The sequence below is a fragment of the bacterium genome, assembly GCA_035454885.1.
Lineage (GTDB): Bacteria > UBA10199 > UBA10199 > JACPAL01.
Genome location: DATIGE010000038.1, coordinates 1 through 21,141, shown reverse-complemented (window position 1 = coordinate 21,141; position 21,141 = coordinate 1). Strand labels below are relative to the sequence as shown.

23 protein-coding genes are annotated in these 21,141 nt (G+C 61.6%); 16 read left to right on the top strand and 7 right to left on the bottom strand.

Going from position 1 to position 21,141, the window contains the following annotated elements; all coding sequences use genetic code 11:
• The gene (locus VLJ37_06540) at nucleotides 1-387 is read right to left on the bottom strand and encodes a hypothetical protein (GenBank protein HSA59327.1); all 387 of its coding nucleotides are present in this window, start codon (nucleotides 385-387) and stop codon (nucleotides 1-3) included.
• Nucleotides 388-513: 126 nt separating this feature from the next.
• On the opposite strand from VLJ37_06540, the gene VLJ37_06535 reads away from it, so the two are divergent.
• The 11 genes from VLJ37_06535 to VLJ37_06485 all read left to right on the top strand — a co-directional run bounded on the left by VLJ37_06535 (nucleotide 514) and on the right by VLJ37_06485 (nucleotide 11,431).
• Entirely contained in the window at nucleotides 514-1,455 is a 942-nt protein-coding gene (locus VLJ37_06535; protein ID HSA59326.1) for a hypothetical protein, read from the top strand.
• A 114-nt stretch (nucleotides 1,456-1,569) separates the two neighbouring features.
• Complete coding sequence (locus VLJ37_06530; GenBank protein ID HSA59325.1) at nucleotides 1,570-3,801, top strand: DNA-directed RNA polymerase subunit alpha C-terminal domain-containing protein; 2,232 nt, start codon at nucleotides 1,570-1,572, stop codon at nucleotides 3,799-3,801.
• Nucleotides 3,802-3,854: 53 nt separating this feature from the next.
• Nucleotides 3,855-4,559: a hypothetical protein gene (locus VLJ37_06525; protein HSA59324.1), complete on the top strand. Its 705-nt coding sequence runs from the start codon at nucleotides 3,855-3,857 to the stop codon at nucleotides 4,557-4,559.
• The gene (locus VLJ37_06520) at nucleotides 4,556-5,158 is read left to right on the top strand and encodes a hypothetical protein (protein HSA59323.1); all 603 of its coding nucleotides are present in this window, start codon (nucleotides 4,556-4,558) and stop codon (nucleotides 5,156-5,158) included. Before VLJ37_06525 ends, VLJ37_06520 begins: the two co-directional genes overlap by 4 nt.
• Nucleotides 5,155-6,015 carry a hypothetical protein gene (locus tag VLJ37_06515; GenBank protein ID HSA59322.1) on the top strand — a complete coding sequence of 287 codons (861 nt, stop codon included), beginning with the start codon at nucleotides 5,155-5,157 and terminating at the stop codon, nucleotides 6,013-6,015. Before VLJ37_06520 ends, VLJ37_06515 begins: the two co-directional genes overlap by 4 nt.
• A 119-nt stretch (nucleotides 6,016-6,134) precedes the next feature.
• The gene (locus VLJ37_06510) at nucleotides 6,135-6,722 is read left to right on the top strand and encodes a hypothetical protein (GenBank protein HSA59321.1); all 588 of its coding nucleotides are present in this window, start codon (nucleotides 6,135-6,137) and stop codon (nucleotides 6,720-6,722) included.
• 7 nt (nucleotides 6,723-6,729) lie between these two features.
• Nucleotides 6,730-7,920, top strand: coding sequence for a hypothetical protein (locus tag VLJ37_06505; protein HSA59320.1), 1,191 nt, complete (start codon nucleotides 6,730-6,732; stop codon nucleotides 7,918-7,920).
• Nucleotides 7,921-7,950: 30 nt separating this feature from the next.
• The gene (locus tag VLJ37_06500) at nucleotides 7,951-8,466 is read left to right on the top strand and encodes a hypothetical protein (GenBank protein ID HSA59319.1); all 516 of its coding nucleotides are present in this window, start codon (nucleotides 7,951-7,953) and stop codon (nucleotides 8,464-8,466) included.
• Between the two features lie 71 nt (nucleotides 8,467-8,537).
• Nucleotides 8,538-9,131, top strand: a complete 594-nt coding sequence (locus tag VLJ37_06495; protein ID HSA59318.1) for a hypothetical protein — start codon at nucleotides 8,538-8,540, stop codon at nucleotides 9,129-9,131.
• Nucleotides 9,131-10,285 (top strand): hypothetical protein, encoded by a 1,155-nt coding sequence (locus VLJ37_06490; GenBank protein HSA59317.1) that lies wholly within the window; start codon nucleotides 9,131-9,133, stop codon nucleotides 10,283-10,285. Before VLJ37_06495 ends, VLJ37_06490 begins: the two co-directional genes overlap by 1 nt.
• A gap of 3 nt (nucleotides 10,286-10,288) precedes the next feature.
• A complete protein-coding gene (locus tag VLJ37_06485; GenBank protein HSA59316.1) occupies nucleotides 10,289-11,431 on the top strand; it encodes a hypothetical protein in 1,143 nt (380 codons plus the stop codon).
• A gap of 2 nt (nucleotides 11,432-11,433) precedes the next feature.
• On the opposite strand, the gene nth is transcribed toward VLJ37_06485, so the two are convergent.
• A complete protein-coding gene (gene nth, locus VLJ37_06480; protein ID HSA59315.1) occupies nucleotides 11,434-12,105 on the bottom strand; it encodes an endonuclease III in 672 nt (223 codons plus the stop codon).
• A 28-nt stretch (nucleotides 12,106-12,133) separates the two neighbouring features.
• On the opposite strand from nth, the gene VLJ37_06475 reads away from it, so the two are divergent.
• Both VLJ37_06475 and VLJ37_06470 read left to right on the top strand, forming a co-directional pair.
• Nucleotides 12,134-13,057 (top strand): DUF882 domain-containing protein, encoded by a 924-nt coding sequence (locus tag VLJ37_06475; GenBank protein HSA59314.1) that lies wholly within the window; start codon nucleotides 12,134-12,136, stop codon nucleotides 13,055-13,057.
• A 207-nt stretch (nucleotides 13,058-13,264) separates the two neighbouring features.
• On the top strand, nucleotides 13,265-14,491 hold the full coding sequence (locus tag VLJ37_06470) for a hypothetical protein (GenBank protein HSA59313.1): 1,227 nt from the start codon (nucleotides 13,265-13,267) through the stop codon (nucleotides 14,489-14,491).
• Nucleotides 14,492-14,501: 10 nt separating this feature from the next.
• Here VLJ37_06470 and VLJ37_06465 read toward each other — a convergent pair whose 3' ends face one another.
• The 3 genes from VLJ37_06465 to VLJ37_06455 are packed head-to-tail and all read right to left on the bottom strand — an operon-like array spanning nucleotide 14,502 to nucleotide 16,425.
• Nucleotides 14,502-14,984, bottom strand: coding sequence for a DUF2231 domain-containing protein (locus VLJ37_06465; protein HSA59312.1), 483 nt, complete (start codon nucleotides 14,982-14,984; stop codon nucleotides 14,502-14,504).
• Nucleotides 14,985-15,335, bottom strand: a complete 351-nt coding sequence (locus tag VLJ37_06460; GenBank protein HSA59311.1) for a hypothetical protein — start codon at nucleotides 15,333-15,335, stop codon at nucleotides 14,985-14,987. It lies immediately after the preceding gene.
• A 13-nt stretch (nucleotides 15,336-15,348) separates the two neighbouring features.
• Entirely contained in the window at nucleotides 15,349-16,425 is a 1,077-nt protein-coding gene (locus VLJ37_06455; protein HSA59310.1) for a hypothetical protein, read from the bottom strand.
• 93 nt (nucleotides 16,426-16,518) lie between these two features.
• Here VLJ37_06455 and VLJ37_06450 point away from each other — a divergent pair, with 93 nt between their 5' ends.
• From VLJ37_06450 to VLJ37_06440, 3 genes are read left to right on the top strand one after another with little or no spacing between them, the layout of a single operon-like run.
• Nucleotides 16,519-16,932 carry a plastocyanin/azurin family copper-binding protein gene (locus VLJ37_06450; protein HSA59309.1) on the top strand — a complete coding sequence of 138 codons (414 nt, stop codon included), beginning with the start codon at nucleotides 16,519-16,521 and terminating at the stop codon, nucleotides 16,930-16,932.
• A 27-nt stretch (nucleotides 16,933-16,959) separates the two neighbouring features.
• Nucleotides 16,960-18,354, top strand: coding sequence for a class II fumarate hydratase (locus tag VLJ37_06445; protein ID HSA59308.1), 1,395 nt, complete (start codon nucleotides 16,960-16,962; stop codon nucleotides 18,352-18,354).
• A 33-nt stretch (nucleotides 18,355-18,387) separates the two neighbouring features.
• Nucleotides 18,388-19,314, top strand: coding sequence for a Dyp-type peroxidase (locus VLJ37_06440; protein HSA59307.1), 927 nt, complete (start codon nucleotides 18,388-18,390; stop codon nucleotides 19,312-19,314).
• 83 nt (nucleotides 19,315-19,397) lie between these two features.
• On the opposite strand, the gene VLJ37_06435 is transcribed toward VLJ37_06440, so the two are convergent.
• Nucleotides 19,398-20,165 carry a hypothetical protein gene (locus VLJ37_06435; GenBank protein ID HSA59306.1) on the bottom strand — a complete coding sequence of 256 codons (768 nt, stop codon included), beginning with the start codon at nucleotides 20,163-20,165 and terminating at the stop codon, nucleotides 19,398-19,400.
• A gap of 300 nt (nucleotides 20,166-20,465) precedes the next feature.
• On the bottom strand, nucleotides 20,466-21,122 hold the full coding sequence (locus tag VLJ37_06430) for a metal-dependent transcriptional regulator (GenBank protein HSA59305.1): 657 nt from the start codon (nucleotides 21,120-21,122) through the stop codon (nucleotides 20,466-20,468).
• Nucleotides 21,123-21,141: the final 19 nt, after the last annotated feature.

The following is a 21,141-nucleotide window of genomic DNA, read 5'->3' as shown; positions in this document are numbered from 1 at the left end:
TTAGAAAAAATCCTCGTGGAGGGAGCCGGAAAGGTCTCCCGAAAATTCCAGGGACTCCTTGACCCTCCGCATCAGACGGCGGGTGACGCGCCTCAGCCTCCATCGGATGAAGGGCTTGATCATACGGTGAAGGAGATGATCCAGGGCCAGTGTGTTCGACTGGGACCAGACGGTCCCCTGTCCCCTTGCCTCGTAGGTCCAAACACCGCTCAAGGGGCCGCAATTCTTGAACCGCACGAGCCGATGAGTCTCGTTCTCCGTGAACTCAGGTTCGGGGCGGTACGATTTCCAGAGCGGCCGATGGAGCTCACTCTGCGTGAAATCCCAAACCTCCTCGGGACTGGCGGCGATATAAAGACGCTCGGTGACGGTGACGTTCTTGTTCATAAATTATGAGAATACCAGGCTGACCCCGCTTATCGAAGCTATTTTGGAATAATTGCTAACAATATGATACATCCAATACGTGTTATTTTTGGAAACAATTTTCCCCGTCCTCCGATAAGGAACGTCATGAGTTCCTCTATCATCGTCATTTCTTCCGTCTGCGCGGCGGCGGCGAGACAGCAGGCCGAGACGTTCATGGAGCAGGCCTCGCGCACCTCCGGCGCGGCGTCCATCCTTCCGCTCTCGGTCGCCGCCGCCGCCTTTCGGAACCTTCAAGACGGCGTCCGTGCCTCCGAGGCGGGGTCCCGGTTGATCAAGGTGCGATTCTCTCACGCCTTGGAGCAACTCTTCGAGGAACTTTTGGGGGATTTTTTTTCGGAGGCGGGGCCGGAGGAATCGGCACGATACTTCCGTTTGGTCCTTTCAGAGGCCGAGGATCTCGGAGGCAAGACGGTCCCGGACAAAGACGTGAACGACATGGTCCGCTACGCGCGGCGGTTCGTCGACCGGGCGGAAACCGGCCACTGGGATCATCTGGCCCGATGGTCCCTCGCCCTGGACGCTGCCGCCTCCGCGTTCTCACCGGAGGCGCGGGCGGGGCTTCACCTCTTCGAGGCCTGGCTCCAATGGCTGCGCCGGGACTTCGACCGCGCGCCTCGACAGATCGAAAACGCCCTTCGTGCCCTGCGGACGGACCGCGGGGAGGAGCCCGTCGCGTTCCATTGGGAGAAGGCCGGTCGCCTGCATTACAATGCGGGGCTCACCCTCACGCTGTCGCCAACGGCGCCCATGGGAGAGTTGCAGAAAGCCGCCCTGCATTTTCACGACGCCGGGGCCTGCTGGGACCGGGCCGGCAGCCCCTCGCAACCCGCGCGGAAACTCCTCGCTCAGACCTACCGCCGCCTCGCCCAACAACACACCGAGGGAAACCCGGCCTTGAGGATCCATTTCGAAAAACAGGCCTTTCAGGCCCTGATGGACCCCGAGCCTCTCCTGCCCGAGGCGCGGGTCGTCCGGCGGCCGCGAAGGTCTGGATACTTTTCGTGGCTGCCGCGATCTTGGAGATGAATCGTGATCTCGACGTTGCGATATCCGGCCGCCGTCCCCGCCCCGTGGCCTCCCCTCTCGGACGCGTCCTTCGTCCATCTTCCCCTCTGTCTTGAAACGGGCTCCTTCACCCCCATGGGGCTTTGCAGCGTCGACGGCCCTTCGGGCCCGGCGGGAGGGAGGATCCTGGGACCGGCGGAAGCCGCGATGGGTGCCTGGAAACTTCGCGCCTACCAAGAGGGGATGGTCGAGGGATTGAGGAACGACGTCCGCGCCCAGGCCTCCCCGTGGCTCGGTCTCTCCTCCCCCATGCAGACGGGCAAGAGCCGGCTGACCGGCCCCATCGTGCACATGCTCCGTCAGGAGATGGGCGACGACCTCCGCGTTCTGATCCTCACCTCCGGGCGCGTCATCACGGGACAGATGATGGAGGACCTGGCGGAGGGCCTTCCGCCGGGCGAAGTCGGGCGGTACGACGGCCTGGTCAAGACGCCGAAGTCCGTGACCGTCACCGGCACCTTGGCCCTCGTGAGGAACCTCGACCTTTTTCCCGCGGGGCCCAAGACCGTGGTCATCCTCGACGAGGCCTACGCGACTCAATCGCCGTCGGTCGGCAGGATCCTCGAGCATTTCGGTCTGGCCCGGCGGGCCTCCAAGGAGGAAGGCGGACTCCTCGTCCCCGTCGCCGGCAATGGCCTCGTCATCGGCTTTTCCGGGACAGGTGCGGGACTGGACGGCTACAAGATCAGCGGGAGCCTGTCCCTCTTGGAGGCCATGGAGGCGGGCTGGATCCGCCACATGAGGGGCGAGCGCCAGCGCGTCCACATCGAAAGCCAGAAGATGACCTCGAAGGGCGGCGAGCGGATGGTCTGGTGGAAGGCCACGCCGGCGAACGCGGAGTTCCTGGCCGAGCTCTTCGACCAAAAGATCCATTCCGCGTCGCGACGCTCCCTCGTCTTCGTCCCCACCATCCGGCACGGGCGATTGCTCAAGAAGGCGCTGGAGGCAAGGCACGGACAGGGCTTTGTCCGTTTCGTGCATTCCGGGACGGACATGGACGGGTACCGCGTCAACGCTGAGCTGCAGCTCTGGAAGGAACGGGGCGGGGCCTTGATCTCCGTCCGCATGATCTCCCGGGGTTTCCGCGCCACCGGCGCCGACGCCGTCTTTCACACCTACCAGACCGACAGCCTGGAGCTCTTCGGCCAGAGGACGGGGCGGGCCTGGGGCGTTTTGGAGGGGATGACTCTTGCCGACCTGTCCGTCTTGGAACTCGCCTGGGGACTCCAAGGCTCCTTTGCCAACCTGCCCCGGCTGGCCGGGTTGGTCGACTACCCCAAGAGCGTTTTCGAGACCCGCTCGCTCAAGGGTTCCTTCCGCGGCTTGGAGACGAAGTCTCGGCAACGTCGCGAGCGCGCGCAGTGCATCCGCGCGGGCAGGGTCTCGCCGCTCTTCGCCCGGGTCCCATTGAGCCAAGAGTGGCAGAGGCTCTTCGCGGGGATCCTCGAACGCGAGGGTGGTCTCTCCGGCGTTGCAAAAAAAACAGGGATACACCCCAAGACCGTCGCCGCCTTCGAACTGGGCGTGATCCCGACCCACCTGATTCAAATGGAGAGGCTGCAGCGGTTTTTGGGGGGAAAGGAAGCCGCGGTGGAACTTTGGCTCCGTCTCTGGAAGACGGCGGTCGAGGAGATCCGGACGCAGCAGGAGGAGGTCGACGAAACGGTCGGGCCGTCCCTTCTCGAATGGTCCGGCGACGTCGAGCGCTTGGAGGAGATCTTGGCCGGCCGCTTTACGAAAGGGGTCGGGCCGGAGCCGTTGACCGAACGCCTTTTTCAAGGCGCCAGAGACCTCGCCCCGACAACAGTATCCGACGAGGAATTGAGGGCGGTCATCGTGAGCCACCTCGCTCAACCGCCGCTGGAAGGCCGACGGCTTGAAATCTTTCAACGGGCCTTCATGAGCGGCGAGCCCATCTCCCTTCAGACCCTGGCGGAGGAGTATGCGGTCGAGAGATCACGAATCGGTCAAATCATCAAAGGGATCACCGACCGTTTGGAGGTCGCCATCTACTCGGATTTGATCCGGCGAATGCCCAGGCCGCCGGAGGGCGAACCTCTCACACTGGCGTACGACCTGTTTTTCGTCTTGGTCGCGAAACTGCCTTTTGAGGGCAGGGCGAAGAACTATTTGAAGAACTCGAACATCAAATATCTGGGAGAGCTCCTGGGCAAATCCGCATCAATGCTGCTGAAAACGAAAAACTTCGGCCGAAAAAGTCTGATGGAAATCGAAGAAGTCCTCGCCGATATGGGTCTTTCCCTCGGCATGCCGGTGTCCATCGAACCCGTTCACAAGGTGCCGTAACTCGGACGCAACCTCCCGGAGATTCCGGCGAGAATCCCGCCCGGGAGGTCATTATGCTTTCCGTCACCCAAATCCGGAATATTCAGGGCCTTTTGGCCCCCTTGCTCGCCGCCGACGCGCGCGAGCGGGTGGGACTGAACGACACCCTGCAATTGGCGTCGCAACTTCCGGACCCGGAAATCGTCGATTGCCGGTTGGTGGACCTCCGGGCAAAGCCCTCGGTGGAGACCGCCGCCGTCTACTTCCGCCGCCAGTCCGACCCTGCTCACTCCGCCCATCTGATCCCAGCGGACAACCGCGAGCCCCCAACGGCCATGCACATCGCCCTGGGGGAGAACGAGCGGTATCCCACACTCGTCGGGCTTCATTACGTCCACATGACGAGGCGAAAGGCCGGCGTCGCCCGCTACCTCCTGGTAGGGGCTCTGGCCACCTATGAGGACCCGGATTTCGAGTACTCCCGGCTGAAAAGGTTGAGCGAGCCGATCGAGCAGCTGGCGGCGTTTCTGTACAACCTCAACACGCCGGTCGCGGACCTGCCCTACCCCACGGGACGCAAGCTCTCGATCCTCGCCGCCTTTAAGAAGATGGAGATCCGTTACGTCGGCGAGCTGGCCCGCCGGTCCGAAGACGATCTGAAGGCGCTCTTGAGCGAGATGGAGTGGATCACCGTCCGGTCGATCCTCCTCGGACTGAAACTCCCGCAGGGCCTTCCGATCCCCCACTGGAAACCGCCTCGATCATCGGAGACTCCATGAACCTGATCCAACCCTCACCCATCAACATCGGCCTCGCGGCGATTCAACGCCTGGGATCCCTGCTTGGGACTCTGACGGCCTCCGGCCCGGTCCACTCCCTTCCGCCCAATGTCCGTTCCGGCTTTCTTTCGAAGGCGAACTCCATTTTGGGCGAGACGTCTCTTTCTCCCGCCGGGGCGGCGGTGACGCCCATCGGGAGGGCGGCGTACGGCTATCTCTTCCGCCTTCCGGAGGATCCCGAACCGTTCTCGCGCCTGGTGATGCCGTCCAACCGTTCGCATTCGGGAACCCTCGAGATCCAGGTCGTCCCAGGCTACGCCAATCCCCTCGTCGTCGCCCTCTACTACGTCTTTCCCGAGGCGGACCGGCCGATGCTTCGCCATTATATTCGCCTGTCCTCTTTTTTCTGCGGGGTCTCGCAGACGAACGCCTTCGCCGAGGTTCAATCCATCCATGCGGGTACCGAACCCTATCAGGCCCTCATGCTTCTGCTGGGGGCGATGGAGACCCTCGGCGCCAGGCCTTTCTCCGACCAGCCTCCCGCCTCCGAAACACGAGCCAAGCGGGGACCCAAGCCCAAGACGGGGACGGAGCCATGACGGTTTCTTTTTTTCAGGCGGCCAACCGGCTGCATCAGTTGCTCACGCAAACCTTCGCCGGTTTGACGCAGCAGGCTTCCGGCTCCGCCCTCGACGAGCTCCGAAACGACCGCGAATTCCGCGATCTCGCGTCGCTCCGCGAATTGACGGAGCCGGCACATCTGATCGGTCTCCTCATTCATAGAGACCGTTATGAGACCGTCGCATCGCGTTTGGGACTGTCCGCCGATCAGGCCCGCGCGATCTTCGGCGGTGAAACGCGGGCATCCCGGCTCCTTCCCTCGTTTTGTTCCCTCTCCCTGCAGCCCCGGCTCTGGCTCGGAGACGGCCTCCGGCGGGACCTTGAGAAAACGTGCGTGGCCGCGACCGACACCGCCATGGAGGAATGGAGATCCTCAAACGTCCGGCGGATCGCGCCTCGCGGGAGTGAACCCATCGGATTCTGGACGGCGCAGCGCTCGCTGCTGATCGGCCCGAATCCTTTGATCGCCGAGTACACCGTCCAGATTCGGGAAGACTTGGAGGCCGTCGAAACTTTCGTCGTCCAAGCCAGGCTCAAGCTCACGGATTGGAAGGGGCGGATTCTCAGGCAAGAACGTGTGGCGGAGATGACGCGAAACCCCTTTCTTGGGACGCAGTGGAGCCGGGAAGGCGGCATCGAGAGCCGATTCGAGGGAGTCGCGGAATCGGGCTATCCCTGGCAGATTTGGTTCGTACCGCGGAATCTCGCGATCAACGTCTTATCCCCCTGCCTTCATCGGAAACAACGCAAGGACTTCGATGCCTTTTTCCGCGCCGCGGGCGCCGTCTGCCAGGACGTTCTGGGATTTCTTCTGACATCCCACGGTCCGCACTGAGCCAAGCCGTCGTCCTCCCGGGGCGTCGCCAGTTAGTTTCCATTACTTTACATATTATTTTGAATTATTATAGAAACTTCCTTGGCATTTTGTCGATGGGACCCGGAGAGGTTATCCCTATGGCCCCCTTTGCCGTGCCCCCGACCGCGACCGACATCGCCTCGATCCAGTCGATGCTTTCCGTGAGCATTCCCGGCCTCGGCCGCGAAATGATGGAGGGGGATTCGAGGATCTGGAAACCGACGGCCGACAGCCTCGTCGGGGCGGCCGAGTCGCGCATTATTTTTCCGGTCACCGGCGGACCGGGCTATCTCTACCGGCGCCCCGCCGACCCAACGGGTCTCTTCCATCTCATCCTCCGCCCGGACCGGTCGGGTTTTCCGAATTTCGAGATCCCGAACGATGAGGCCCCGTCCGCGCGGATGATCGCCCTTCACCTTCTGGAGAAATCGACGGGGCTCGCCGTGACCCATCACTTCGTGGCCGTTGGCTTCATCGCCAGCGTCACCTGCCGCGAAACCGAATTCTTCCGGCTTCCGTCCGACTTGAACGACCCGGTGTTCCGGCTCCTCGCGATGATGACGGGGGCCTCGAACGTCTTTGACGCCCCCGAGGAAAAGACCCTGCGCGACCGGCTCCGCGGCCTCAAGCGGGATGTGGAAAACAGGATTCTCGGCTTTATCGTTGAGAAGATGGGATTGGATTAGGGGGTGTATGGCGACGACCGTTCTCATCCCCGGATTCCTGAACCAGGCCCTCATCTACGGCTTTCGGATCGGCGGGACGCAGATCGCCGGGAGCGCCGGCATCGAGGCCATGCTGTCCGACGGACAAACAATGGCCGTGGACGACCCGTCCGCGGTCCGTGAGGCCTTGAGCCGGCTGGATGCGGGAATGACCCCCCTTTCGACGGGGATATTCGCCCACCCGAAGCCGCAGCCGCGCGCAACGCATTCCTCGTCTTCGAGTCAAGTCCGGCGAGCACTGCCCCCCTCTCCGGACGACGCCGGCGCCCCAATCCAGGAAGCCATTTCCAAAGCGACGTCGGCGAGAGATCGAATCGCGGAAGGGTTTACGGCGCTCATTGAAATCCTGGCCGAGAGGATGGAGTCCGACATCGAGGCGGCGACGCTCGCCTTCCATACGGGCCGGATTCCGAGGGCCATCCACGACCCGTCGGAATACGACCCCGTCTCCATCGCTTTTGTGGACGCCGCCGATCAGGCGCGTCGGGAGACGGCCGCATCCGCGCTTGCGACCGACACCGCGCTCTTCCTCGACCAGCTTCAAGGTTTTCCGGATGCGATCCACGCGGAGAACCTGATGGACATCATCGCTTGGAGCCTACGGACGCGCCTGTACCTGCCCGCGGAATGGGAGCTTCCCGCCGTCATCCTCCAGCTCCTCACGGCGCAGATCGAGTGGAAGATGTCGCACTTCGGCGCGGCCTCCGATTCGCTCAAGGACCTGGCCGATCAGATGGCGCGCCTTCAGGGGCCCCAACACGAATGGGAGCTCGAGGCCCATCTTCACTATCTGGCGGGCACCGCCTTGTTCGTCATGAGCTTTATGGAGATCAATGACCGATTCGAAGACGCAAGCATCCAGTTCCGGAAGGCGCTTCGCTGTTTTGAGCATCGCAACGAGGTCGATCCCGCTCTCCGCGAGCGGTTTGCGCTGGGTTTTTTCTCGATGGCGGAGGTCCTGGCTTCGCGGGGACGCATGGAGGAGGCGGCCGTCCAATATAATCTCGCAGCCTCGGAGATGGCGAACGCGTCCCAGCGCGCGTCAGCCGAGGATATCCGGCTCTATGCCGAACAGGTCGTGTCGGGGGCGTGCCCCGTACAATCGATGTTTGCATCGCCATCCGCCGGTTCCGGCCCGCCGTCGGGGATGAAGAATTGAGGAAGGCCCCATGGGTAACGAATCTTAAGTATGATCCCCTTTCCCACGCCCGCATGGGCGCAAGTCACCGCCGTTCAGAACGCCCTCTCGCCTCTCACGTGGGTCATGCGGGGAAAGACCTTCGCCTGGGTACAAGGCTTGAGGCTCGTCGAGGAAGCCCTGGCCGACGGACCGCCCGTTAACCGGTCCCTACTCGCCACGAGAAACGAGGGGGAGATGTGCTGTCTCTTCCGCTACGCATGCGACCCGGAGGGTTTCGCCCGGATGGTCGTCAAAAAAGACGAGGCGATCGGGCCCCGATTCAAGGTCGTCAACAAGGACAAGAGGAATTGGCTAAAAACCCCGCCTCTCGTCATTGCAACGCACGCGCCGGGTGAGCATGAAACGGTTAACACGCAGCTCTACCTCCAGGCGAACGTGCTCATGCCCCTCGCAGGCCGCGACAAGGAGTTTTTTGCGGCCGAGGACTTGACCGGCGGGACCGAGGCCTTCCGCCTGGTCTCGATCTTTCTCTGGGCGGGACTGGGAGTGAGCCTCGACCTATGACGCTAGGCCTACACATCAGCCCCCTGACTGCTCTTTCCGCGCTGGCTGCGCTTGAACATATGGGGGCCATTTTGCCCGCCACAACGGTCCATCAAGCGGTCTTTAACCTGAAAAATAAACCAATAGCGCTCGCCCGGGAGATGTCGCTTGAGGCGGCCTCTTTGAAGGAAGATCCCACCGTCGCGATTTTTCGGCTGCATCACGACAAGGGCGGGGTGGCGCAGCGACTCCACCTGATGGGAACGCCCGGTGCCGCCGAAGCGCTGTTACGGGGCGTCAAGGAACGTCTCGACGCCACCGGTGTCGGCGCGGCGGAAATTTGCGAGGCGTATCTTCACGGATTGGCTCTGATGATCGAAGGGGCTCTCAATCTCTCCTGGGAAGGAACGACCTGGCAGGACAAATTCAAGATCCGTGTGACCGAGGCGGCGCTGTTGAACGACCCCGACTGCCGCCCCGACGCCGATTTCGTGCATGCGGTGAACGCCTTGTGGCAATTGGGAATCGCCGTGGCGGCCGCCCGAAAGATTGGCAGCGCACGCGCCAAGCCGCTTTTCGAGGTCGCATTGGACGAAGCGGGAGGGATCTCAGATCCTGGCCACCGGAGGCGAATCCGGGATGACATCCGGGAAGAGGCCCGACGACTCGGGGTCGAGGGGATCTAATGCCGGCCCCCTTCACAAATTTCGGACGCCTTTTTCGCGGACTTAATCCCCTGGCCTCGTTCGTGGAGGCGGGCGGTCTGGCCGAAGCCGTCTCCCGGCCCCTCGGGACGCAGATCGCCTCCTATCTGGACGATATCGGGATCGACGGGCACCCGATCTTCGACTTCTATTCGGGTCCCATTCAAAAGAGACTCCGGAGCCCCGATCTCGAAGAGAGGGTCCACGGCCTCCGGCAATTCCAACTCGGCCTCCAGGTCGGCGGTGCGGATCGCGGCACGTCAACCGACTTGGCAAGGACGCTCCGAGAACCGGAACGGAAGGGATTGAGGAAAACTCTCGCCCAAGAATACCGGCAAGCCCGGCGCGTACTCGCGTCTCTCGAACCGGGGGCCCATCTCCCCCGCGATACCGGGTTCGAAGGACGCATACGCAGCTGGCTGGCCGGCGCGTCCAACAGCGACGAGAACATCGGCAAGCTTCGCCTTTGGTGCATCGTCTCCCAAGATCTCCACGCCGCCAGGCGCCTCTACGCCTTCCGGCGGACCCACATGGATTGGCACGCGGGTTACACCGATCTGACGGCCGTCGTCCGTCCCCGGGAAACCTCGCTCGGTTGGTTCTTTCTGTCCGCATTGGCGGAACCTTGCGCCGACAAATACGATGTCACCCGCCTCCGACAGGAAATCTACACGATGATCCGGCTGACGGACGGGATCCCCCGCCTGCGGGCCCTCGCCCTCGATGCGATCCTCATGTACATGTTCCATTGCCGCGACTGGATTCCCTTTCTCGTCCTCCGGCAGGGCGCCGTTCATGCCGCCGGCGAAGGGGTCCCCGAGGATATTTCCCTTGCCATCGGCCATGGCGTTCACATCTGGCTCCTTTCGGTCCGCACCTTCGGGGCGTTTCAAGAGTTTGAATCCTGCCTCGCCGGTCATTTCGCGGGGGAATTGACGTTGGACAGCATCAATGTCCTGGCGGCAATCGCGTTGAATCGCCCGAATCCCGTCACGGCGATACTCGCGGGGGAATCCGGCGATGAGATCGCCCAATCCGCCCGCAAGGCGCTGATGAAGATCGCGGATGCGAGGGACGATGTTCGGTCGGCATTGAAGGAAGTCCTGGGTCCTCTTGAGAGGGTCGAGGGGTTTTGAGACATGGCATCCACTATTCTTCCGACGGGCTTCCTGACCCAGGCTCTGACCTACGGGTTTCGGATCGGGAACAATCAGATCCCGGGAAGACCGGACATCGAGTCGCTCATCCAACAGGGCTCCGCGCCTCTGTTGATCGATCCCGCGGCCTTGGCCCGATCCCTAAAAACTCTGCGCGGGACGTCTTCCTCTCCGGCACTGCCCCCTCTTATCCTGACGGGCGGGCCCGAGCGGTTCACTCGTCTCCTTTTTCCTTCGGACGGCCAAAAACTCTCCCCCCCAAACGATCAGGATGAGGAGCTGGGTCTCGTCGGCCCTTTTCGGGACCAAGGTCTCGACCGACCGCTGCGGCTGCAGGAATTGAAGAACACGTTCCGATCTTTCTCTCATCCGATCGACGAACGCATCGACGCCATCGAACAATTCACAAACCTCGCCGCCGTCGACGACACCGAGCAAAACATCCAAGCGCTCCTTAAGCTCGTGGAAGAACCTGAAGCCGGCCTCTCCTTCTCGGTCTTCCAAGCTCTGAGCGCGGAGTGGCGGCTCCATAACCATGTTCGAATCAGTCTGCTCTGGATGCACGGGTTGGCGGCGATCTTTCATTTATCAAGACGGGGGGAGATCGAGGACCACGACAGGAAAACGATCCTCGATTTTGTCATCCGCATCTGCCTGAACCATCCCTGGGGAATCGCCTTGGTGCGGCTCGAAGAGGATCCACCGGCCGACGATCCGCACCGCGTCGCGCCCTACGTGATCGACCTAGACCGTCCGCAACGTCTGCTGCTCGGAGAGCTCATCAACCAACTGACCGAAGGGTTGGGATATGACCCGCGGAGCCATGAAGATCATGAACGTTACAACCGGATCAGCCACGCCCGGCAGATCCTGCAGGCCAACGAGCTCGCCGTCCAAAAATATCTCAAGGAATACGATCCGAAGCCCGATCGGCCCGCGCGCTTTGCCTGGCTTCGCAACCTTCTGATTCCTTCTTCCAGGAAAAATCACCGCGGCAAGCGTCTCGCCGCCGTCCTTCAGCAGTACCGCGACCTCTTTCGAAGGCTTCCGGGACGGACGGAAACACTCTTCCGCCATTACCCGTTCGCCTACAATACATCCTCGACCCGGAAGAGGCTGCCTTGACCTTATCGATGCCGCTTCAACCCGATCCTCCCGCAATACCGCTCCACCGGGCACTTCGAGCACCACGGAGACACCGGAACGCAAAGATTCTGACCAAAAGTGACCAAGAGGTCGTTGTAGGTCTTCCAGTGTCTTTTCGGGAGCTTCTTCCTTAACGCGAATTCCGTCTCGTCCGGTTTCTTCGTCTTCACGTAGCCGAAGAGGTTCGTGATCCGGTGGACGTGCGTGTCCACGCAGATGCCGTATTGGTCGTGGCCCAAGGTGAGGACCAGGTTTGCCGTCTTTCGGCCCACGCCCGGGAGGGCCAAGAGCTCCTCCATGGTGCGGGGCACACGCCCACCGTGTTGATCGATGAGGATCTTGCACGTCTTCAAGAGACTGACGGCCTTGTTGCGGTAGAAACAGACCGGATAGATCAATTTTTCGATTTCCCGGGCCGTCAGTGTCAGCATCGCCCGGGGCGTGGGGGCCTTTGCCAAGATTCGACGGCTCGCGGCGTCCGTCACCTTGTCCTTGGTCCTTAAAGACAGGATCGTCGAGACCAGGGTCCCGAAGGGACGGTCTTTTTCAGTCTGGACCGCCTCCTCGGCGATGACGCCGACGGCCGGGACTTTCCATTTCTTGATCTCTTTTCGGAGGACCTTGAGGACCTTTTCGAGGGTTTGAGTTGTCATGGGGGATGCCATTTGTTAGCCGATAGGCATGAAAATCAAGTCGATTGCGTTCCTCATCCTGCTGCTCGTCCCCCTTTCCCTATTCGCCGGCTCGGGCGGCCCCCGCTATTTCTTCGAAGGCGACGGCGTCGTCAAGATGGCAAGCCGGAAGAACGGCAAGGGCGGCCTCTTCGTCTACCGCGACAAGAAAGGCGATTACGACCTCCCGACCTTGGACAAGATCAACGAGGTCTTCGGCCTCAAGACCGCCCCCGACGAGTTCATCCATCCGCGGCTCATCGCGCTCCTCGATTATCTACAGGATCAGCTCAAGGGCGGAACTATCCGGATCGTCTCCGGCTACCGTAGCCCCGAATACAACGACGGCCTGCGCAGGAAAGGCAAGCTCGCGGCCAAGTCCAGCATGCATATCGAGGGGATGGCGGCGGATATCGACATGGACGGGATCGACGGGAAGAAACTTTGGGAATTCGTCCGCGGACTCGACTGCTGCGGCGCCGGCTACTATCACGCCAAGGGCATCCACGTGGACGTGGGGCCGAGCCGCTTTTGGGACGAAACGACGACAAAGGTGGAACAGAACTTGGGCTCTCACAACAAGCTCATCATCTCGCGCACGAATTTTGATTATTACCGGCCCGCGGAGAGGGTCTACATGACCTTCGTTCGCATCAGCGATTATCCGATCGGCATCCGCCCGAAGGTCAAACTCGAGACCGAGAAGGGAAAGGACGTCGCCACGCTCGACATCGACCGGAAGGACCTGAAGGAAGAAAACGGCTGCCTGATGATCCCGAACCGCGCGTCCGCCCGTTCGGTCGAGTTCGATCTACCGGAAAAGATCAAGGCGGACGGCAAGATGGCCGTCCGGATCGACTTCTGCGAAAAACCCTTTCCCGAGATGCCCGATTCCATCCTGTCCAACACGTGGATCGTCCGGTCGGACCAATAGGCTTATCAATTTGATAAGAACGGTGGCCGCGCCGCGTCACGAGTGGGTCGCCGTCCACCCACTCTCTGCCATCGGGAGCCAGATAATATCCCCTTATCTTTTCGCACGTTACCGCTGACCACCCCTTGGAAGGCCATTTGGCACACGACTTGCTGTGTTGCCGGTCGGGGCAAGTTTTTTCGACACAAGAAAAAAGGGGGCAGGGATATGAAGGGCACTCAAAGGTTCGTAGGACTCGTCGTTGCCGTCTTGGCGATGGGATTCGCCGCCGATCTGCTGGCCGTGCAGCCCGTGAGGGATGGCTGCGCCGAACGCTGCGGCCAAGGGGACAGGAAGTCGCTCTTCTGCCATGTTCCTCAGGGCAACCCTGAAAATGTCCAGGAAATCTGCATCGCGGACAGCTCGGTTCCCAAGCATTTGGAGGAACATGAAGGGGATCACTGCGGTGCCTGCGAAATCACCTGCGAAGAGATCGTTTGTTGTCCGAAACAGACGCCGGCGGAGGTTGCGGATCTGTCGCTGCAAAGCGGAAAGCTCCTGTTGGAGGATTCCGACGGGGACACGGGCGAGCTTTGCTGCGAACCGGACCGAGACGGCGACGGCCAATGCGGCGGCGGAGACCTCTGCCCGAACGACCCGGACAAGACGGTTCCCGGCGCGTGCGGCTGCGGCGTTTCCGACGCCGATACCGACAAGGACGGCGCCCCCGATTGCAACGACGACTGCTCGGGGGATCCCGCCAAGACCAACCCCGGAATCTGCGGTTGCGGCGTTTCGGACAACGATTCCGACGGGGATACGGTCCCGGATTGCAACGACGTCTGTCCGGATCAGCCGAATATCGATACCGACGGCGACGAAACGCTGGATTGCCTCGAGCTCTGCCCCGATGACCCAGCCAAGACCGAGCCTGGGGTCTGCGGTTGCGGCGTCCCGGATGCGGATACCGACGGCGATGGGACATTAGACTGCAACGACAACTGCCCGAACGATCCCGCCAAGACGAGCGCCGGGATCTGCGGCTGCGGCACTGCAGACACGGACTCCAACGGCGACGGCATCCCCAACTGCAACGACGACACGGGCGATCTGGCGGGGGAGTCGTGCATCAGCCTACCCGGCAATCAACCGGCGGCCGTCACCTTCTCGGAACCCCGGCACAAGGGAGGGACCATCCAGATCCCCTACGAGATCACGGATCCCGAGGGTAACGAGGTGACCGCGAAGGTCTCGGCCGCGGTGGGGACCGCGGAAATCGACGATGGCGTCGTCGTCTATACGGTGCCGAGGCCTCTCAGCAAGGATGCCAGCGACGAGATCCAACTGAACATGATCGTCTTCGATTCGGGGAGTTGCCAAGAAGCAAAGTTCACGACGACCGTGCGCTTGAGCGCCGCGGGAAACTCCGTGGGCGGGTGCTCCCTGATCCGATAACAAGGACGAATCATTCCTTCAGTTCGATCGGCTGTCCGCAGGCCGAGCCGCCCGCGTTGTACTCGTAGACCATCCGCCCGCCGAAGTCGGCGCCCTTGGCGATCACGGCCAATAAGACAACGAGAAGGATCAAGAAGAAAGACTTCCCCCTTTGCGGCATGGGCCGACGCCACCCGGCCCAGAGCGCCAGGACGACGCTCAATCCCGTCGCCGTCAGCATCCATTGTTCGTGCGGCTCCAGAAGGGCCGCGCGCACGGAGCGGCCGACCATGACGCCTTCCTCGGCATAGAGCCCGGTCCCCGCCGCCACCAGCGCCGAAATTGCGCCCAAGAGGAGACAGGCAAACGCCGACTTGGCCATGCCCTCGCGGCGGACGGCGATCGACAGCATGTAGAGGAAGACCGCGCCCAGAAGGAAGGCGATAGGAAAATGCACGACGAGCGGATGCGGGTTCTGCAACGACTTCAAGCCGGGGAGGAGAGACTCGAGCATTTATTGCACCGAATCGACGGTCAAAAATTGGCTCCCGCCGTTCTTGTAGATTTTGCCGGTGACCGTGGCCTTGCGGCCCATCTTGTCAATGAGCTCGGGCGGCAGGGTTCCTCTGTCCTTCGCGGGGAGGAGGACGTAGACCTGGTTCGTCTTCTCCTCCAAGAGCCCGACCGGGATCCCCTTCTTGGCGCACTCGAGCCCGCAGGGCCTGTGGCTCTCCCCCTTCGCGCCCATGGCGGCGAAACAGAAGGTGTCCAGGACCTCGCCGGTCACCGTCGCGCTCTCGGAACGCACATCCGCCGACCAAAGGGCCAGCAAGAGAAGGACGGTTGGGAAAATCCATTTCCTCATGAAACCCTCCATGTTAATAGTAGCCGTGAACCTGGGTGAAGATCTGATCCTGCCCGAGCGCGCCGTTCCCGACCCTCATCCGGTAGATCGTGGAAACCTCCAAATACGGTAACGGGTAGATTTCAAAGCCGGCGCCGACGCGGTGATGGAGGCCGCTCGCCGGCAACTCGTCGTCGACGGCGTCGTAAGTCCCTTTGAAGACCAGGCCGGGAATGATGCGCACGTCCGCCTCGCCATAACCCACTTTGACCGTCCTCCCGGAGCCCGTCGCCTTGTCGTGGATGTTCTGGACGTCGAACTCGCCCAGGACGGCCACGCGCCAAAAGTGCACGCCGACGAATCCCCCGCCGGTCAGGAGCCGGTTCGGCGATTGGTCGTTCCACTGGAAGGATCCGCCGAGACGGAAGTAACGCGTGATCCAGGCCCCCGAGGACGTGACCGCCTTTTGCTCGTTGTCGTCGGCGTTACCGCCCGGGATCCCGTTTGAGTATGCGACCGCGAAGGTGAACGGACCGGGTTCGATCCCGACCTCCACCCCCAAATCCTGAGAGCCGAACGTGAATCCCAGATCGCTTCTGATAAAGGAGGAATCGTCAGGGACGCGGAGGCCGTAGGGCAGGTTGATCCGCCCGAACTTGACCCACAGGTTGTAAGGCAATTCATGAATCAGTCCAAAAATCTCGCGGCTATCGAGATTGGCGAGGTCGGTGTCCGCGTAGAGCGTGAAATGCTTGATGGGCCTGGCGCGGACGTAGAGCGAACCCTGCGGCACCGAAAAGTCGTTGGAGGTGGGAGACTGGACATTCGCGAGGTGCCGGAACCGGAAATCGGCCCCGACCGCGAAATACTTGGTGAGCTGGCCCTTGAACTCGTCGTCGATCAGGTCCTTCGTCGCCTCCAGGGAAAGCTCTTTGTAATAGCCGACACCGTGTTCCTTGCGCATGCCCGCCCCCGTGGGGCTCTCGTGGCAGAGGCTGCACTTGGCGCCTTCCATGACCGCGAAATACGGCACCGCCAGGGCGCGCTCGGGATGCAGGACGATCCCCGATGCCAACGCCAGGGCGCACCCAACAAGAATGATTTTCCTCACGGGCTTTTTTCATACTCCGAAGTTCACTGGACATCAATCCTCGAGTCGCTTAATTTGGCACCCGAGTTTCTTGACGGACAAGGAGGAGAACCTATGACATCCGGAACCAGGGCGGTCCTGACCGCGGTCGGCATCCTTCTCGCGGGCGGCGTTTTCTTCACCGCCGTTTCCTGCAACAACAGCACCGCCTCCGGCGGAACCGCCTGCACACAGACCATCACGATCGACGACTTCGTTTTCTCGCCGCTGAACCTCAGCGCCAAGCCGGGCGAGACCGTGTGCGTGGTCAACAACGACACCTCGGCCCACACGGTGACCTCCGAAAGCGCGCCGGACGCCTTTGACGACGACGGGCGCTTCGACTCGGGCCTCCTCAACGCCGGCGATGACGGTTCGATCACGGTCCCGGCCACGGCCGATGCCGGCGAGGTGATTCCCTATTATTGCGACGTGCATCTCGGCGCGATGGTCCCGCCCAACGGCTCGATCACCGTCAGCGCGCCTTAACATTTGAACACTTCAAGGAGACCTCCGATGACATTCCGGACCGAAAGCGATTCCATGGGGGAAGTCAAGATCCCCTCCGAATACCTGTACGGCGCCTCGACCCAACGCGCCGTGGAGAACTTCGAGATCTCCAAGCGCCGCTTCGACCGGCGGTTCATCGAGGCCCTGTGCCTCATCAAGTGGGCCGCGGCCATGGCCAACAAGGACCTGGGCAAGCTCGACGCCAAGCTCGCCGACAAGATCGCCGAAAAGGCCCTGGAGACGGCGGAAGGCAAGCACGACCGGCATTTCGTCCTCGATATCTACCAAACCGGTTCCGGCACCTCGACGAACATGAACGCCAACGAGGTGATCGCCAACCTCGCCAACCCCGAGCTCGGCGGCGCGGTCGGATCCAAAAAGCCCGTGCATCCCAACGACCATGTCAACATGGGCCAGTCCTCCAACGACGTGATCCCGGCGGCCATCCACCTGGGCGCGGCGCTGGGAATCGCCAAGGGCCTGATCCCGGCCTTGAAGACTCTGGAAGCGTCCTTGAACAGGAAGGCCAAGCAATTCGCCGACCTCGTCAAGGTGGGTCGGACCCACCTCCAGGACGCGACGCCCGTCACGCTCGGGCAGGAGTTTTCGGGATACGCCTCGCAGGTCCTTCACGGCATCCAAAGGATGACCCAGGCCCTCGAGGGCCTGATGGAGCTCCCCATCGGCGGCACGGCGGTGGGCACTGGGATCAACACGCACCCCAAGTTCGCATCCAAGGTCTGCGAGCTTCTCTCCCAGAAGACGGAAGTGACGTTTTCGGAGGCCAAGAACCACTTTGAGGCGCAAGCCGCCAAGGACGCCTGCGTCTTTGCCAGCGGCGCCCTCAAGTCGGTCGCCGTCTCCCTGATGAAGATCGCCAACGACATCCGGTGGCTGTCCTCCGGACCGCGCTGCGGGATCGGCGAAATCTTTCTGCCCGAGCTTCAACCCGGCTCGTCGATCATGCCGGGGAAGGTCAATCCCGTCATCCCCGAGTCGGTCATGCAGATTTCCGCCCAGGTGCAGGGGAACGACCTGGCGGTGCAGATCGGCGGCCAGCACGGCAACTTTGAACTGAACGTCATGATGCCGGTCATCACCGGGAATCTGTTTGAGTCCGTCGAACTGCTTCAAAATGGCGCGAGGATGCTCGCCGAAAAATGCGTGGACGGCATCGAGCCGAATTCCGGCCGCATGAAAGAGCTTCTGGACAAGAGCCTGATGCTGGTCACCAATCTGAACTCGGTCATCGGCTACGACAAGGCGGCCCAGATCGCGAAGAAGGCGTTCCAGTCGAACAAGACGATCCGCGAATTGCTGCTGGCGGAAAAACTCCTTCCCGAGGACCAGATCAACAAGCTGCTCGACCCCAAGACGATGCTGAGTCCGAAGAACGGGTAAACGTTAGATCTCGGCGGAAAGGCAGCGATCACCATGCTCCACCCTCAACCCGGCATTCTCCCCGAACCCGGCCGGAGCGCCCTCTTTATCATCTTGCGGGTCGACGACCCATCGACGAACTCGTCATCCGTCGCTCGGGTCGCCGGCGAAATCCCCTTTTACGTAAAGAACGTCGCCAAGATCGATCCCAGGGCCAGGACCGTCTGCACCGTCGGGTTCGGCTCCGATTTCTGGGACCGGATCTCACCCAACCGGCGCCCGTCCGGCCTCCGCCCCTTTCGCGCGATCGAAGCGGAAGGAAGGCGGGCCCCGGCAACCGGAGGGGATTTGCTGCTTCATCTCCTGTCCGGACGTCACGATCTCAACTTTGAGCTGGCGCGCCGGATCCGGAACCGGCTGGGCGGCGCCGTAGAGGTCATGGAGGAGGTTCACGGGTTCCGCTACCTCGATTCACGAGACATCACGGGTTTCATCGACGGCACCGAAAATCCGAAGGGAAAGCATCGAGCGGCGGCGGCGCTGATCGGAAAGGAAGATCCCGGTTTCGCCTGCGGGAGTTATGTCTTCACCCAGCGCTATGTCCACAACCTGGAGAGCTGGTCGCACCTCTCCGACAAGGAACAAGAGAAGGTGATCGGACGGCGGAAGCGGGACAGCAAGGAACTGCCGGAAAAACTCAAACCGCCGACCGCCCACATCAGCCGGGTCGTGGTCGAGGAGGAGGGTCGGGAGTTGGAAATCGTCCGCCACAGCTTCCCCTACGGGACCGTCACGGAGGCGGGCCTCTTCTTCATCGCCTACACGAAGGACTTGTCGATTCCGGAAAAAATGCTGGCACGAATGATCGGCACGAACGCCGACGGCTTGCACGATCACCTGATGGACCACACCTGCGCGGTCTCCGGCGCGACCTTCTTCGCCCCGTCGCTGGAGTCATTGAAATCTCTGGGAAGAGCCTGAGAAACTCGGGATGAGGCGCGGCGGCATCCGCCGTCAGGGCGCTTCCTTGACGCAGCTGACGCCGAAGGGCTGAGATACTGCGACTACAAGGAGTAAAGTTTCCTCTTACAATCCACATATTGAAGGACTTGCTCGAACTGGGAGCGAGACATCAATTCGCCTCGAGAACCTTTCGCTTCAATATCGGCCAGCCAGTCGAAGTTCATCCAAGATTCATGTATGAGGACTCTAAATCCGAAAGCCCGGCAGATTTGAGAGGCGGCATGGTCCAGTCTGGTCCCGTTATAGATGGCTGAATCCGTCGCCCGGCTCAGACGCACGCGAACGTGGGTGTCCTTTTCGGAATCGAACGCCCACCGGAGCCCCTCAAAGTCCGCCTTGAGTTCGACGATTCGTCGGCGAAGAAATCCGTAATAGTCCTTCGCAAGCCAACGGCTTTCGTTTTTCTCAAGGAGGAAGTCCGCCATCGCAGGAGAAGACGCATCACCGATCCACTGTCCCGTATAATGGTTGGGGGCCTCGGGGAGCAGAGGGCCCCAATGGGTCTTTTCTTCGGGGGCTTCTCCCCGGATGTGATAAAGAGGGGACCTCATCCGCCCCAAAAGATCCTGCACCTTTTCCTCGCTGAAGAGCATTCTCTGCGAAAATGAGAGACTGACCGCGAATTCGACGAGCGCCGGGGCATGCAAAGAACGCGGAAGAGAAAGGCCGTCCAGGACGGCCCTCAATCTCCCCACCTCTCCGTCGACAATCCTGTCGCTCACATCCGGAGCCATACGGACCAAAACATCCACGGCTATCGGCAGGCCGACGGCCGCCGTGAGAGGAAAAGAAACGATCGATGGATGCATGACGTGAGCCTCCGTGAATGTGCTTTTATCGACAAAATCAAGAGAATGTTTCGATGAAACGAAATGAAAATGAATCGGTTGCATTTGTTATGCCCACTCGAATCTCAATAGGGCCTATAGACCTTTGGCTTGACGGCCCAGCACCCTCCCCGTTTCGAGAGTCAGGCTGACAAATCCGCCGATTCCAGCTAGGCGCTCGGCCAAGCTCTCCTTCCCCGTCGCTTTCACGCTGATCGGCTTATCCATCCGACATCGAAGACGCGCGCAGCGCCTTGGCGAAGGGAACCGCCTAGCCCGCCGTCAGGGCGCTTCCTTGACGTAGATGTCCCGCACGATTTCGTGATCCAGGGCGACGTCCGTCTCTCCAATGCGGAGGACGTACGCCGGCTTCTTCTGATGGATGCGAATCTCGCTCCCGGGAAGGATTCCCAGGACCGCCAGACGGTCCAGGCGAAGTCCGCTCTTGGGCGTGATGAAGACGATCCGGTAACGGGAGGCGATGCGCGCCTCGGTCAGCGGGATGACGAAGGATTTCACTTCCAGACGGAATTCCGCACAGCACGGTCCCGGGGGGATCGGCCTCCCATGGGGGCAGGTGGGCGGGTGCCCCAGGAAGGCGCAGATCGCATTCACCGCCTCCTCCGTCAGGACCGTCGGATGTTCGAGCTCGCAGGCCTCACGCTCCCAAGTCTCCTCGCGCGTATTGAAGACGTCCGCGAAGAGGCGTTCCGTCAGGCGGTGCCGTCGAATGATCCCCGACGCCTCCTTTTCGCCCGCGGGGGTCAGGCGGACGCGTCCCCCGGTTTCGCTCACAAGCCGTTCCTGCTCGAGCTTCTTCAGCCAGCAATCGCCCTCCCCGGCCGGCAAGGCGGTCAGAACGTCCTCGCGGGCGTCCCTCCCCTTCTCCCTCTCCGTCCAGACGCGTTCGAGAAGCTCGTCCATTTCTTGAGGTCTCATCGTTGCGCTCTCCTTCCCA